Here is a 14,641-nt window from a genome sequence, read left to right as displayed (position 1 = left end):
AGTTATTAACCCTTTCAGCTTGTAAAATCAGCTTAAGCTGCCAAACATGTATCCATCTTCATGCGACCAACAGTTTTGTTTAAGAACTGCGCATTTAAAATAGCAACCAAAACTTATACTAGATAAGCCATCTATACTATGTGGGATCAGCATTTTTCAAAAATACATCAGATAAACAGTAAGTTATTTAATTTTTATAGTGAAGATTAAAATAGCCTACAAACACATATCATAAAAAATATTCATATGACCTATAAAATCAATTAGAAAATTAGAGCTCGATCTACTAAAATCGCTTTCTTTTGTTTACATCTTATTTTCTCTCCCATGACAAATTTACGCACACGGGATATTATTGCCTTGGGTTTTATGACCTTTGCACTGTTCATTGGTGCAGGAAATATTATTTTCCCGCCTATCGTGGCACAACAAGCGGGCGAACACGTTTGGCTTGCTGCGCTCGGTTTCCTCATTACCGCCGTTGGCTTACCCGTCATTACCATTATGGCGTTGTCACGTGTTGAAGGTTCTATACAAATTTTAAGTTCGCCTTTGGGCAAAACCGCGAGCTTAATTTTAACAGTCATCTGTTATTTAGCAGTCGGTCCGCTTTTCGCCACGCCACGTACAGCAACAGTATCTTATGAAATTGGTTTTTCAGCCTATTTTGGCGATTCCACGAGTACCTTATTCATTTATAGCTCCGTTTATTTTGCTTTGGTGATGTTAGTTTCACTGTATCCACACAAAATTTTAGACACAGTGGGGTATGTGCTTTCTCCACTTAAAATTTTGTCATTACTCATTTTAGGCATCACTGCCTTTATTATTCCGACAGGTACAATTTCACCTGCCATTCACAATTATGTGAACAGTCCTGTATCTGAAGGCTTTATTAACGGTTATCTCACTATGGATACCTTAGGTGCATTGGTATTCGGGATTGTGATTATTAATGCGATTCGTTCACGTGGCGTAACTGATAAAAAACTCATCACCCGCTATGCGGTATGGGCAAGTTTAATTTCAGGGATCGGTTTAACTTTAGTTTATCTAAGCCTATTTAAACTGGGGATGGGCAGTCACGATGTTGCCGCCAATGCCAGTAATGGTGCAGTCATTTTACACGCCTATGTACAACATGCCTTTGGCGGATTTGGCTCAGTATTTTTAGCTGCAATGATCTTTATTGCCTGCTTGGTTACTGCGATTGGACTAACATGCGCATGTGCAGGATATTTTGAACAAATTACTAAAATTCACTACCGCCGTTGGGTATTTATTTTAGTAGGCTTTGCTTTTGTCATTTCTAACCTTGGACTCACCAAGCTGATTGCAGTTTCAGTGCCTATTTTAAGTGCGATTTATCCACCAGCAATTGTAGTCATTTTACTCAGCTTTTTTTGGGGATTGTTCCGTATTCCAACCCGTGTGATTGCACCTACTGCGGCAGTTGCATTGCTCTTTGGTATCATTGATGCAATGAAGGCTGCAGACTTAGCCAGATTTTTGCCGACCTCACTGACCAATTTACCGCTGAGCGAACAAAACCTCGCTTGGTTGTTTCCTGCATTGCTGATTTTTATAATTGCTGCAATTCGTGATCGAATGAAAAAATAACCATTACGCATCTCGAGCTAGGCTATGTTTTCAAGTTGCGCTCTATTTTGAAGCTGCATTGTATTAAAGGCGTGTTTTATCCAAATACGAATTTAAGTTAGACAATAATTGTCAGGTTTTACCCAAACCCACACTTATTGTTTTTTTGACCAAAGCTGTTTTCTTTTTACAATTTATCAGCAAGGATCAGAACACATTCCATTAATCTTTAGGAATAATAAAGAATTGAAATTAAAATATTTTCAATAAAAAAATAAAACAAAATGAATCATTCACCAATCTTAAACACATCTCAAATTAACGCTAAAGTCGTATAGTCGCCTTCAAAAATAGCTGGCATAAAATATGCAAGTACCATTGTAATGTTATTTATATGACTTAAAAAACGCGCTAATTTTTATTATTTTTTATATAAATGATAGTAAATAGTGACATTTCTTACAGAAATGATGTTTTTTATCAAAATATGATTATAAGGACTTGAAATAGTTTCCAAAATAAGGTAGAACAATATAACCAATCTGACTAAAACGCTCTGATTTTAGTAATTTATAATAAGGAGGGATGGAGATGTTTTCACATTTCACTACGCAAGTCTTCATTAACGCTCTGAAGGCTAACCACAATCTAGTTACTTTTTTAAGCACAACTTTTGCACTAATGCTGACCCTATTGCTACAAGGCTCAATTCAAGGCAATTTGAAACCAACCTATTTTTTATATGCCTTATTGGTATGTATAGCCTTTGCGATTTGGACATCTATTGACCAAAAGTTTCGTAAACATAAAAACGTAGAAATTCATTAATTTTTACCCGAACACCCATTCATTTTAGCTTTTTTTCACTTTCACTTTGCGGCAGATGGATCACTCCTCTGCCGCCAAACTCATCAGATAGATTCTACTCACCACTTAACGGCAAACATCTGAAAATCTTCTCCATCCCCTAAGAAAAATTAAACTGAGCAATTAGAATTACAACAATCCGTAGATTGCACCGAGCAATAACACACTCGTCCCGCCCAATTCAGCCATAATTAATAACAGCATTACCAAACTCATGCACCAACTTGGTAACGTCCATGCTGCAATTTGATGCGGTTGTTTAAATTGATTGGTGGTGTCTTTGAGCAATCCATGCAAGATATAACTCAGAATAGAAAAACTGAAAAATGCTAAATTTAGAATGACACAAATTAAAATAATAGTCGTATCCCAAATACAAAAATAAGCCAAGACCGCTAAAATTAAACTCGCAGGCGCATATAACAAGCTACTGCGATGTGCAATATCCACATAATAATGCGCACGCGCTTGGGCAGAAGCACGAATTTGCCAATATTTCCACACGCCTGTAAGTATCCCCACCCACAAAAATATGCCACTAAAGATAATCGCAAGGCGCACTGCCAAAGATAAACTTTCCATGCTGAACACTCTTTTTATTTTTCGTGCGGTTATTTAACTACACTCACAGACCACTCTGCTTGACTTTAGAGTCAGAATTAACTCAAGTTTCTTTTTAGAACTCGTGTAAATTAAATTTATTCTTATCATTTTTAAAAACATTATGAGCACTTTTGAAAGCTTAAATATTATTTGTGCAGATGGTTATACCCTAGCTGCCCGTTATTATCCAAATCAATATACGCAAGCACAGCGTCTACCTGTCTTGATTTGCCCCGCGACAGGCATTACCAAAAGTTTTTATCACGCTTTTGCCACATGGTTAAATGAACAAGGCTATGCTGTGCTGTGTTTTGATTTTCGTGGTATTGGTGATTCATTGCATGAACCATTAAAACAATGTCAAGCCAGCATTGTTGATTGGGGACAGTTGGATATTCCTGCAGCAGTCAATACTTTACTGCAAAAAACACAAGCCGAACAAGTCGTTTTATTGGGACATAGTGCAGGTGGACAATTACTAGGGATTAATCCTGAATATCATAAAGTGGCAAAAGTGGTCGCTGTATCTGGCTCTACAGGCCACACAAAAGGTTTGAAAGGTCGTACTCGCCTACTAGCTCCAGTGATGTTTAATTTTATTTTCCCCCTTGCTAGAATTACACATGGTTATGGTCCAACCAATGCAATTGGTATGGGTGAAAACTTACCTAAAAATGTAGCTCGACAATGGGCACAATTTTGTAGCAAGCCTGGTTATGTGATCAATGCCGTCGGCAAAACAGTTACAGAGCATTATCACGATGATATTCGCTGTCCAATTACTTCTATTTGGAGTTCGGATGATGAAATTGCCACTAAAGCCAATGTACAAGATTTACTGCGCCTATATCCTCAAGCACCAACCAGTATGATTGAACTCGAACCAGAGCGTTATCAACATAAAACCATTGGTCACATGGCAATGTTTAAAAAATCACATCAAAATTTATGGGATGTGATTGCAAATCAATTGGAAGTTTAATTTTCAGTGATGACGTCACCTACAAATTAGACATTTTGTGGTTTTAGTTTCTCGCTTTTTTTCACTGTTTAAGCAACCAAATTTGTAATCCTGTTTGGTTGCTTCTTTTTATTCCATATTAAACGCTGCTCATGTTCAACTTTTAAAATCCAAATTTTTTGTTGATACAAATTTTCAGAATGGAATATCACAATCTTTTTATTGCGCCATAAAAAAAGCTCCACCATTTCGGCAGAGCTTTTTAAATGATTGATTTTTATGTTTGGCAATTAGCGTATTCGAATCAGCACAGTTTTAATACGGTTGTCATCAAGTTCTGTCACTTCAAAGTGCACACCTTGATAATCCAACTGCGTACCTACCTGAACTTCGCCTTGGGTTTTATCTAAAATCAACCCTGCGACACTAATATAACCTGCATCTTCTTCAATCAGATCCATCATACCCAATTCAAGTTCAAGCTGGTATAAATCCAACATACCTGTTGCTTTCCATTCATTGTCATTGATTTTAACCAAATCCAACTGCTCGTCTGCATCAGGGAATTCACCTGCAATCGCTTCAAACACATCCAGTGGCGAGATCAAACCTTGAACATTACCAAACTCATCACTCACTAAAACCAAAGAACCTTTAGAAGTACGCAACGTATTGATCGCATCAATCACTTTCATTTTTTCAAAAATGTAAATTGGACGCTGACGTTTAATTAAAGCTTTAAGCTCTTCTTCTTCATCTAAGACATCCAACAGCTCTTTGGCACGTACAATACTAATGACTTTATCTAAACTACCACGACACACTGGAAATAAGCTGTGTGGTACAGATAAAATCTGTTCACGAATTTGTTCAGGAGAATCTTCAATATTGACCCATGAAATTTGGCTACGTGGCGTCATAATTGATGCGACTGAACGTTCTGCCAATGTTAAGACACCACCAATCATGTAGCGCTCTTCATCTGCAAACGCTTCTTGTGCTTCGTTATGCAAATCAGGACTACTGGTTTCAACTCGACCACCCATCAATTTTAAAATTGAATCTGCAGTACGGTGACGTAACGGAATTTTTGCTTCATGCTTTGCAGCATTGCGCTGACCAAATTGGTTAAATGCTTCAATTGCAATCGCAACACCAATACCCGAATAGATATAGCCTTTAGGAATATGAAAACCAAAACCTTCTGCAATTAAGCTGATACCAATTAACAATAAGAAGCTTAAACACAAAATCACCACTGTTGGATGACGGTTTACAAAAGCAGTTAATGGCTTAGATGCAAATAACATCACCAACATTGCAACCACCATTGCAACCATCATCACATAGATGTTGTCGACCATACCAATTGCGGTAATGACTGAGTCTAAAGAGAAAACTGCATCTAAAATAATAATTTGTACAACAACTGCGGTAAAACCTGCATAAACCACATTGGTCGTGACTTTGACTTCGGGTTTACCTTCCATCTTCTCATGCAGTTCTCCTACAGCCTTATAGACGAGGAACAAACCACCTCCCAAAAGAATAAGGTCACGCCCTGAGAAGGTTTTTTCAAATATAGTAATTAACGGTTCGGTTAAAGTAACCAACCAAGAGATTGCAAATAACAAACCTAAACGCATAAGCAACGCTAAAGATAAGCCAATGACACGGGCTTTATCACGCTGTTCTGGGGGTAATTTTTCTGCAAGAATTGCAATAAAGACTAGGTTATCAATACCTAATACGATTTCTAGAATAATAAGTGTAATTAAACCAACCCATATTCCCGGATCTAATAAAAACTCCATCAGTTCATATCTCCGAGATAGTTAGCAGAAATCGAAATATAAAGTAGACCTGCGCACGGCGACGGATCCATAAAAGTAACCTTTTTAGCAATAGATAGCTTAATTATGCACAATCTTGAACGTTTGTAATTATATTTTTAATTTTTTTAAAAAAAACTAAACCGTATGATCTATAAGATAATTTTTACTTTATTTTTCATATTCTTTTTTTTAGAGCTATGACAACCAAACAAATGCTGTGAAAATGGATTGAATATGTCAAATGAATTGTAATGTATTTTTAGACGCATTAGTCATAGATTAAAACCTCAAACCAATCTACACTTTAATACAAGTCTAACATAATGATAAACAAGAATTATTGATTATAAATTAGACCAAGGTTAATAAATTTTCCGTAAAATCCAGCGCAGTAGTCCGCACTTTCACCTAAAAGCCAAGTGTACAAATATATTTTTTTAACTAAAATGCAGCTCAAGTTGATGGTTAAATTGATAATTCAACTTATAAAACAGGAGAATTCACTGATAATCCAAACTAAAACAATTCTATAGGATTAATTGATATGACACATGAATATGGATTGGACTTAAACAAATGCCTACGCGCTTGGAAAAATAGCCATGGCAAAGCCAGCTTTTAAATCGAGATTCATTATATTTCTTCAGATTTCAACCAAATTTTAGCCACTGAAAGCATCTTGCTAAGCACATGAGATTTCACATAAAATGTGAAACATCAAAAATACAATTAAAACAATGCAGGGAATATGCAATGTCCAAGAAATATTCAAAATTTCTACCATCAGCCGACCAATATGATATTGAACAGTTTCCGTATTATTGGGTCACACAAGTACATGCGCAATATGTACAAAATGTTGATCAGGCGCTTAAAAAGTATGGGTTAGATAATTCACGCCGTCGTATTTTGTTGGCATTAAGGTCAAAAGCACATGCGAGTGTGTCTGATTTGTCAGACATGGTGGTGTCAAAAATGTCAACTACAACTAAAATTGTTTATCGTTTAAAAGATGAAGGTTTGGTTGAAACATATTCTTGTGACGATGATGCGCGTATCACTCGTGTCGTGCTTACAGAAAAAGGCAATGAGATGACCAACAAAATTAACGATCTGACTAGCGTTGTTTTAGAGCAGTCATTTGATGGTCTAACTCCCCTACAAATTGAAAAAATGATGGAAAGTTTACGTCATATTTTTAATAATTTAGCACGCTAAACATCACGTTATTGTTCCACATCTGTTCTTATCCTATATAAGCACAAGATGTACTTAAAGATCGAAAAAATTAAGCTGGGGGCTTACTTTTTCGATCTTTGCTTTTGGTACATGCGAACACTCGAACTCATCTACAGGAAAGACCTGCACAAAGCAGTGTATGTGCGGTGGTTTCAGACTTAGCCATTCATCTAAACGTGCAAGTAGAATAACAATAACAGAACGTTTGACTGGCCCAGGCTCATGAAATTCCTTCATCATCGCGTGATCAATTGCGTCCATGGTAATCATACTCGCAGAACGGACAATTTCTTCCGTGCCTTGCCCATCCTTTAAACGGCAAATTTCATACAGTGCTGCAATAAAAAAGGCCTGTCCATCTTTACGACGTACCCCCCAACGCTGCGGTTTACTGTCTATATATTTGGATTCATAAAATTCTGACACAACAATCGCGCCAAATTTACACTTATAAGCAGCTTCACTAAAACTTGGTTTTTCTAATAAAGTTTCGTTACGGCAATTATAGGTTTTTTGCGCAATACTTCTGTCTTCCGCCCATTTGGGAATCAAGCCAAAATTCACCGAGCGCCACTCTAAACCTTGTTCAGACTTAAACAATAGTGGCACACTCGAATTTGGATACGCTTCTTCAGCATATTCAAACGGAATTTCAGGCAGACCTAATGCAGATAATTGCGCTATGCTTATTGGTTTAAAATTGGCACACATATACAAATTGGATGATTAGACACACGCACTATATTATGCGTTTTGATCATGAACAGTAAGTGCGCACCCACGCATTCCTTCTTACTCAAACAAAACGCAGGACAAATAATTACCGTTAAGCTGGCAATGTCAGCCAATGCGTGCGGGTAAATTCTTCAAATATCCAGCGCCCATTAAAACGACCTAAGCCTGAGTTTTTCTCACCACCAAACGGTGCATTGGCATGATCGGCAACGGTAATACCATTAATATGTGTCATTCCAACATCAAACTGTGCTGCAAATTCTGCACCGCGTTCTACATTTGTAGTGCATACAGCAGCAGATAAACCATAGCGTGTATCGTTCGCTAACTGTAAGGCATGTGCGGTATCTGCTGCTTTGAGAATCGGTAAAATAGGTCCAAAACTTTCATTTTGTACAATTTCTGAATCGGCAGCGACATTCACAAAAACATGTGGTGCAACTAAGTTCCCCGTAACCCCGCCCGCATAAACCAATTCTGCACCCTGCGCCTGTGCTTTTTGAATAATATGCTGATGCTTTTTCACCTGTTCTGCATTAATAATTGGCCCAATCAAGGTGTCATTTTTATTCGGATCACCTACTACTAATTGCGACACACTTGCTAACAATTTTTCAAGATAGGCTGCATAAATAGACTGATCGACAATGACCCGATTGGTACTCATGCAAATTTGACCTTGATGCAAAAAGCGCCCCATCACAGTTAGTTCTACGGCCAAATCTATATCTGCATCATCCAAAATGACTAAAGGTGCATTGCCACCGAGTTCTAAGGCGACACGTTTTAAATGCTCACCCGCAACGGCCAGTTGCCCTACATGCTGTCCAACTTCTGTAGAGCCTGTAAATGAAATCATTTTAGGAGTTGCATGCTCAACAAAGTAATCACCAATTTCACGACTCGCACCCGCCACCACATTGAGTACGCCTGCAGGCAAGTCTGCTTCTTCGAACAGTTTACCGAGTATAGTTCCACCTGTGACTGGCGTATCACTGGCAGGTTTGAGCACTACACTATTACCACAAGCAATCGCTGTAACCACTGAACGCATAGACAAATGGAAAGGGAAATTCCACGGACTGAACCGTACCGGGTTTGTCGGAGACTTTTTTATTTAAGTTAGGCCACCTGACCTAACGGGTTAATCTTATCATAGTACATTGCTTCAAACTCAAAAGGCGACACATAACCCAGTGCACTGTGTACACGCTTTTTATTGAACCAATCGACCCAGTTTAGTGTCGCAAGTTGTACATCTGCTAAACCTTGCCAATCTGCTTTTAAATATTCAATCACCTCTGTTTTGTATAAGCCATTCACCGTTTCAGCCAAAGCATTATCGTATGAATCACCAGTCGTACCGACTGATGCTCGTAAATTTGCTGCTTCTAAACGATTGGTATAGCGAATCGAAAGATATTGCACACCTCTGTCGGAATGATGAATCACATTCTTTGGCATGCCTCGATCGTGCAATGCTTGCTCAAGTGCATCGAGCACCATATCTGTATTCATCCGTGTAGATACTTTCCATCCAACAATTGCTCGTGAGAACACATCAATAACAAAGGCGGTATATACCCAGCCTGAATGAGTTTGAATATACGTAAAGTCACTGACCTGAGAAGCACTGCTTTGCAAGGGTCAGGATGATCAGCATTAAAATTACGTTTCACTAAATCATCTGCTCGTTTTTGATCATCTCGGCTACGGGTGGTTTGTTTATTCTTACCACGCCAAACACCTTGTATATCTAGCTTCTGCATCAATCGAGCAACTGTACAACGTGCAATAACATAACCTTCACGTTTCAATTGTTGCCAAACTTTACGTACACCATATCGACCTGAACTTTCTTTCCAAATTCGTTTAATTTGTTCAGCATGATGCTTATCATGTAGATCTCGTTTCGCTCGATGTTCTGGATTGTCAGCGAGATCTAAAGTTCGGTAATAGGTTGAAGCTGCGATCGGTAAAATCCTACAAATCGCATCAACACCATATCGATCTTTATTGTTATGGATAAAATCCACCATTATTTATGTGGGCGGTCGAGCTCCGCCTGGGCGAAAAAAGCGGCTGCTTTACGTAGAATTTCATTGGCGCGTTGCAGTTCTTTATTTTCGCGTTCGAGTTGTTTGATACGTTCTTGGTCTGAAAGCTGCTGTACTTTAACTGGATTTTGCTTATCTAAATATTTTTGATGCCAAACACGCAATGTTTCAGGAGTACAACCGATCTTAGGCGCAATTGCGGTGATTGCAGCCCAATTAGAAGGATAATCTTTTTCAGATTCAATCAGTAGTTGAACCGCTCTTTCTCTAATTTCAGGGGTATATTTTAATTTTGTCATCGGGATAGTCTCTCAGAATATTGACTCTCCGACAAACCCGGTACGGTTCAGACTGATCACAGCAATAACACCCAAAGGTTTACGCAAAACAACACTACGGACTTTCGGATCTTTGCTTTCCAGTTGCGTCGTGGTCATTTGCTCGGGAAATTGTGCAGCTTCTTGAATAATCCCTAAAGCAGCATCGACTTCGATATTGGCTTTTAAACGGGTACTGCCCGACTCATCAATCAGCCACTGGATAATTTCTTCGCGTCGTTGCTGAATGACTTGCTCTAAGTTATTAATGATGTATTGACGCAGACTTGTGGATTGAATCAATTGTTCATCAAAAGCTTTTTGCGCTGTACTATAGGCACTATCAACATCTACCACGCTGGCGCCCTGCATCTCAAAAATTGTAGTTTGATGATATGGATTCAAGTTTGGAATGGTTTTAGTAGATGTCCCAACCGACCACTTGCCGCCAATAAATTGTTGATTCAAATCTTGATATGCTGGCATGTATTTGTCCTTGCGCTACTTTTTATATATGACTTTCACTCTACTCCGCAGCTTGATGTTTTTCTAGCAGCAAGTACATCCTGTAACTATTCAGCTGCAAAATTTTCAAAAAACCATAAGCAAAATACAGGCAACAAAAAAGCCTCCGAAGAGGCTCATTTGTTTGGATTACACAATGAGTAAGTCAAATCCTAAAGGATTAGTCACCTGTGTAACCTTTTAATTTTAAACGTGCTGCGTGTAAAAGTGGCTCTGTATAACCAGAAGGTTGCTCGCCACCTTTGAAGATCAAGTCAGAAGCAGCTTGGAACGCAATGCTGTTAGCAAAGTCTTTAGACATAGACGTGTATAGTGGATCATCGGCATTTTGTTGATCTACAATTTTCGCCATGCGCTGCATCACTTCTTCAACCTGTGCACGTGTTACAATTCCGTGACGTAACCAGTTTGCTACATGTTGCGAAGAAATACGTAGAGTTGCACGGTCTTCCATTAAGCCTACATCGTTGATGTCTGGGACTTTTGAACAACCCACACCCAGATCAACCCAACGAACCACATAACCCAAGATACCTTGACAGTTATTTTCTAGCTCTTTCAGTTTCTCTTCTTCAGTCCAGTTGGTGTCTGTTGCAAGAGGTGGAGTCAACAAATCATCTAGAGGCAATGCTTCAGTTGCAAGTAATTCTTGCTGACGGTTTGCTACATTGATTTGATGGTAGTGAATCGCGTGAATCACTGCACCTGTTGGAGATGGTACCCATGCACAGCTTGCACCCGCTTCTGGATGCTCAGTCTTAGTTTTGTACATGTCTAACAGCATGTCAGGTTTAGGCCACATACCTTTACCAATCTGTGCCTTACCACGCAGACCGGTTTGCAGACCTACCATTACGTTACGGTTTTCGTAAGCCGGGAACCATTTTTGGCCTTTAATTTCACCTTTACGAACGAATGGACCTGCTTCCATGAAGGTATGGATTTCGTCACCGGTACGGTCCATGAAGCCGGTGTTAATAAAGATAGTACGATCTTTCGCCTGAGCAATACAGTTCTTCAGGTTCACAGATGTACGGCGCTCTTCATCCATGATCCCAATTTTCAGGGTTTTAGCTGGCAAGCCAAGCGCTTGTTCAGCACGCTCAAACAGCTCAACTGCAAATGCAACTTCTGCAGGACCGTGCATCTTCGGCTTCACGATGTACATAGAACCGTTACGAGAGTTCTTGATCGTGTTTTCGCCACGAATATCAGCCACAGAAAGCAATGGAGTGACCAACGCATCCATAATACCTTCATAGATTTCTTCGCCATCTACAAGGATTGCTGGGTTTGTCATCAAGTGACCCACGTTACGAAGAAGCATCAATGAACGGCCGTGAACTTTAGTTTCACCACCTTCAACATTCTTGAAGGTACGGTCAGCATTTAGCTTACGAGTAATGGTCTTGCCATTTTTCTCGATAGACTCTTCAAGCGTACCTTTCATCAAGCCTAGCCAGTTACGGTAGCCTTCTACTTTTTCTTCAGCATCTACTGCTGCAACAGAGTCTTCCAAGTCTTGGATTGTTGTTACAGCGGCTTCAAGCACCACATCTTTCACGCCAGCTACATCAGTTTGACCAATCGGGCTGTTTGCATCAATCTGGATGATTGCGTGCAGGCCGTTATTTTTCAGTACGATTTCAGTTGGTGCAGAAGCTTCGCCATTGTAACCAACGAATTTAGAGCTATCCGCAACAGTTGTTGTAGAACCATCTTTTAGGCGAACAACAAGTTTGTTTGCTTCTACAGCATATTGAGTCGCGTCGGCGTGTGAGCCTTGTGCCAATGGGAAAGTTTCATTTAAGAAGTTTTTCGCGAATGCGATAACTTTTTCACCACGAACTGGATTATAGCCCTTACCTTTTTCTGCGCCATTTTCTTCAGAGATGACATCGAAACCATAAAGTGCATCGTACAATGAACCCCAACGTGCGTTGGCTGCGTTCAAGCAGTAACGTGCGTTACGAACAGGTACTACGAGCTGTGGACCAGCCAATAATGCGATTTCTTCATCTACATTCTCGGTGGTAATTTGAAAATCTTCTACTTCTGGTAATAAGTAGCCAATTTCAGTCAAGAAAGCTTTGTAAGCTTCTAATTCAAATGTATTATTGCGGTGCCATTCATCAATTTTAGCCTGAAGCTCATCACGCTTTGCGAGTAATGTTTTGTTCTTAGGGCTAAGATCGACAACGACTTGCTCAAAGTTTTTCCAGTATTTATCACTGTCTAAACCAGAACCTGGTAATGCTTCATTTTCGATGAAATCGTAAAGTTCTTTAGCAATCGCTAACTTGCCTTTTTGAATACGTGCAGTCATTGTCTTTCCTGATATTGCTACTTTTTATACAAGAGATTCTAGTATACTGATTTATATTTAGCTGAATAGTATTATCACATTTCAAAATAACGATCATTTATTACAAGATGAATAATAACAATCATCATAAATACTGATCAGAAACACGACACTATTACTCATCTAAATACACTTTTACAGTGTATAAAGTTTTTGAAATGTCGAAATTAGACTTAAGTTCAGATTTTGTTGTAAAAATCGGCGTCAGTCTTATTGCAACCTTTCAAGATTAAGCCATGTTTATGACAAAATGTCGATAAAACCAACAGTCACATCTTTTCTATCATAAAAAAGCGCCTAGTTCTAGGCGCTTAAAAGATCAACTGATTTGATGTTTGGCTTCGGTGGCCTGTATCTGTTTATGTTCTTCATTTAAGTAATCATCAGACTGCATTTCCAATAAACGTGAACGCGTGCGTTCAATTTCAAATGCCAGTTTTTCGCCCTGATAAATTTCAATAATCGAATCTTCAGAAGTCAGTAGTAACTTGACACCACGATCATAAAATTCATCGACCAAATAAATAAAACGACGTGTTCCTTCAGACAAGAAGTCGGTTAAATGCGGCACATTGCTCACCAAAACCGTATTGTAGATGTTGGCAATTTCAATAAAGTCTGCAGGACTACGCGGTTTAAAGCACAGTTCTGAAAATTCACACCACAATACATCTTCAGTATGCGCAATTGTTTCGACAATACGTTGGTTGATAATAATTGGCTCAGAAGAATAATGTTGTGTATTGCTCAAAGCACTGAAACGCTGTGCCATCCAGTTTTGATTATCATGCGTTAAAGGCGATTTAAATAATTGCGCCTGTTTCAAAACACGTAAGCGATAATCTACACCAGCATCGACATTTAGCACTTGGCAATGTTTTTTGACCATTTCAATGGTTGGTATAAAACGATCTCGATGGATACCATTTTTATATAAACCGTCTGGCGCGATGTTAGAGGTTGCCACCAAAGTGATACCTCGATGGAATAATTTCTGGAACAATTCACTAAGAATCATCGCATCAGTCACGTTAGATACGAAAAATTCATCGAAACAAATCACCACTGCATCTTTATAAATTTGGTCTGCAACAGAATCGAGCGGGTTACGCTGCCCTGAAAGTTTGTTCAGTTCACGATGCACATGCTGCATAAAGTGGTGAAAGTGCATACGTGTTTTACGTCTAAATGGAATCGAGTCGTAAAACTGATCCATGAGCCATGTTTTACCACGACCTACACCACCCCACATATAAACACCCTGTGGTGCTGTTTGGCGGCGGAAACGGCGGAACGCTTTTTTTGATGCTTTATAGCGTTGAATTAATTCCTGCCACACACGCTCAAGTTCGTGTACAGCCTGCGCCTGCGCATCATCTGGCATAAATTGTCCAGAGGCTAACGCTTGTGCATAACGCTCCGCAGGCGATAATGGAGTAAAGGCTGTGGTTTGTGGCGAATTAAAATCAGACATATTCATCAGTACTTATTGGGGCAAATAGATTATAACGAAGATCGAATCACGAGATATAGCACTT

9 protein-coding genes, 3 pseudogenes and 1 other annotated feature are annotated in these 14,641 nt (G+C 39.1%); of the genes and pseudogenes, 4 read left to right on the top strand and 8 right to left on the bottom strand.

Going from position 1 to position 14,641, the window contains the following annotated elements:
- Window positions 1-327: 327 nt before the first annotated feature.
- Together brnQ and LZP46_RS06500 are read left to right on the top strand one after the other, a co-directional pair.
- Entirely contained in the window at window positions 328-1,620 is a 1,293-nt protein-coding gene (gene brnQ / locus LZP46_RS06505) for a branched-chain amino acid transport system II carrier protein (RefSeq protein WP_236095053.1), read from the top strand.
- 570 nt (window positions 1,621-2,190) lie between these two features.
- Window positions 2,191-2,427, top strand: coding sequence for a hypothetical protein (locus LZP46_RS06500; RefSeq protein ID WP_070154559.1), 237 nt, complete (start codon window positions 2,191-2,193; stop codon window positions 2,425-2,427).
- A gap of 168 nt (window positions 2,428-2,595) precedes the next feature.
- Here the strand turns inward: LZP46_RS06500 and LZP46_RS06495 are convergent, their stop codons facing one another.
- The gene (locus LZP46_RS06495) at window positions 2,596-3,048 is read right to left on the bottom strand and encodes a hypothetical protein (protein WP_019836508.1); all 453 of its coding nucleotides are present in this window, start codon (window positions 3,046-3,048) and stop codon (window positions 2,596-2,598) included.
- Window positions 3,049-3,190: 142 nt separating this feature from the next.
- Here LZP46_RS06495 and LZP46_RS06490 point away from each other — a divergent pair, with 142 nt between their 5' ends.
- Complete coding sequence (locus tag LZP46_RS06490) at window positions 3,191-4,051, top strand: alpha/beta hydrolase family protein (RefSeq protein WP_236095052.1); 861 nt, start codon at window positions 3,191-3,193, stop codon at window positions 4,049-4,051.
- A gap of 269 nt (window positions 4,052-4,320) precedes the next feature.
- Here LZP46_RS06490 and LZP46_RS06485 read toward each other — a convergent pair whose 3' ends face one another.
- Window positions 4,321-5,844 carry a TerC family protein gene (locus LZP46_RS06485; protein WP_236095051.1) on the bottom strand — a complete coding sequence of 508 codons (1,524 nt, stop codon included), beginning with the start codon at window positions 5,842-5,844 and terminating at the stop codon, window positions 4,321-4,323.
- 774 nt (window positions 5,845-6,618) lie between these two features.
- Here LZP46_RS06485 and LZP46_RS06480 point away from each other — a divergent pair.
- Window positions 6,619-7,083 carry a MarR family winged helix-turn-helix transcriptional regulator gene (locus LZP46_RS06480; RefSeq protein ID WP_004976754.1) on the top strand — a complete coding sequence of 155 codons (465 nt, stop codon included), beginning with the start codon at window positions 6,619-6,621 and terminating at the stop codon, window positions 7,081-7,083.
- A 54-nt stretch (window positions 7,084-7,137) separates the two neighbouring features.
- On the opposite strand, the gene LZP46_RS06475 is transcribed toward LZP46_RS06480, so the two are convergent.
- The 6 genes and pseudogenes from LZP46_RS06475 to zapE all read right to left on the bottom strand — a co-directional run bounded on the left by LZP46_RS06475 (window position 7,138) and on the right by zapE (window position 14,577).
- Window positions 7,138-7,815, bottom strand: coding sequence for an SOS response-associated peptidase family protein (locus tag LZP46_RS06475; protein WP_236095050.1), 678 nt, complete (start codon window positions 7,813-7,815; stop codon window positions 7,138-7,140).
- A 115-nt stretch (window positions 7,816-7,930) separates the two neighbouring features.
- A pseudogene (locus LZP46_RS06470) lies at window positions 7,931-8,923 on the bottom strand (aldehyde dehydrogenase family protein); the annotation flags it as partial.
- 38 nt (window positions 8,924-8,961) lie between these two features.
- Window positions 8,962-10,195, bottom strand: a pseudogene (locus LZP46_RS06465) (IS3 family transposase).
- Window positions 9,804-9,920: a sequence feature (AL1L pseudoknot), on the bottom strand. It overlaps the preceding pseudogene by 117 nt.
- Window positions 10,196-10,246: 51 nt before the next feature.
- Window positions 10,247-10,699 (bottom strand): annotated as a pseudogene (locus LZP46_RS06460) (aldehyde dehydrogenase family protein); the annotation flags it as partial.
- A gap of 199 nt (window positions 10,700-10,898) precedes the next feature.
- Window positions 10,899-13,064, bottom strand: coding sequence for a malate synthase G (locus LZP46_RS06455; RefSeq protein ID WP_236095049.1), 2,166 nt, complete (start codon window positions 13,062-13,064; stop codon window positions 10,899-10,901).
- 358 nt (window positions 13,065-13,422) lie between these two features.
- Window positions 13,423-14,577: a cell division protein ZapE gene (zapE, locus tag LZP46_RS06450; protein ID WP_019836514.1), complete on the bottom strand. Its 1,155-nt coding sequence runs from the start codon at window positions 14,575-14,577 to the stop codon at window positions 13,423-13,425.
- Between the last annotated feature and the right edge of the window lie 64 nt (window positions 14,578-14,641).

It is taken from the genome of Acinetobacter sp. SCLZS86 (assembly GCF_021560715.1).
GTDB classification, from domain to species: domain Bacteria; phylum Pseudomonadota; class Gammaproteobacteria; order Pseudomonadales; family Moraxellaceae; genus Acinetobacter; species Acinetobacter towneri_A.
Note: the sequence above shows the minus strand (reverse complement) of the source record. Positions and strands in the feature narration are given on the sequence as shown.

Coding starts and splice junctions, on each gene's coding strand:
- LZP46_RS06480 (WP_004976754.1), top strand. CDS start 6,619: ATGTCCAAGAAATATTCAAAATTTCTACCATCAGCCGACCAATATGAT.
- LZP46_RS06500 (WP_070154559.1), top strand. CDS start 2,191: ATGTTTTCACATTTCACTACGCAAGTCTTCATTAACGCTCTGAAGGCT.
- LZP46_RS06490 (WP_236095052.1), top strand. CDS start 3,191: ATGAGCACTTTTGAAAGCTTAAATATTATTTGTGCAGATGGTTATACC.
- brnQ (WP_236095053.1), top strand. CDS start 328: ATGACAAATTTACGCACACGGGATATTATTGCCTTGGGTTTTATGACC.
- LZP46_RS06475 (WP_236095050.1), bottom strand. CDS start 7,815: ATGTGTGCCAATTTTAAACCAATAAGCATAGCGCAATTATCTGCATTA.
- zapE (WP_019836514.1), bottom strand. CDS start 14,577: ATGTCTGATTTTAATTCGCCACAAACCACAGCCTTTACTCCATTATCG.
- LZP46_RS06485 (WP_236095051.1), bottom strand. CDS start 5,844: ATGGAGTTTTTATTAGATCCGGGAATATGGGTTGGTTTAATTACACTT.
- LZP46_RS06495 (WP_019836508.1), bottom strand. CDS start 3,048: ATGGAAAGTTTATCTTTGGCAGTGCGCCTTGCGATTATCTTTAGTGGC.
- LZP46_RS06455 (WP_236095049.1), bottom strand. CDS start 13,064: ATGACTGCACGTATTCAAAAAGGCAAGTTAGCGATTGCTAAAGAACTT.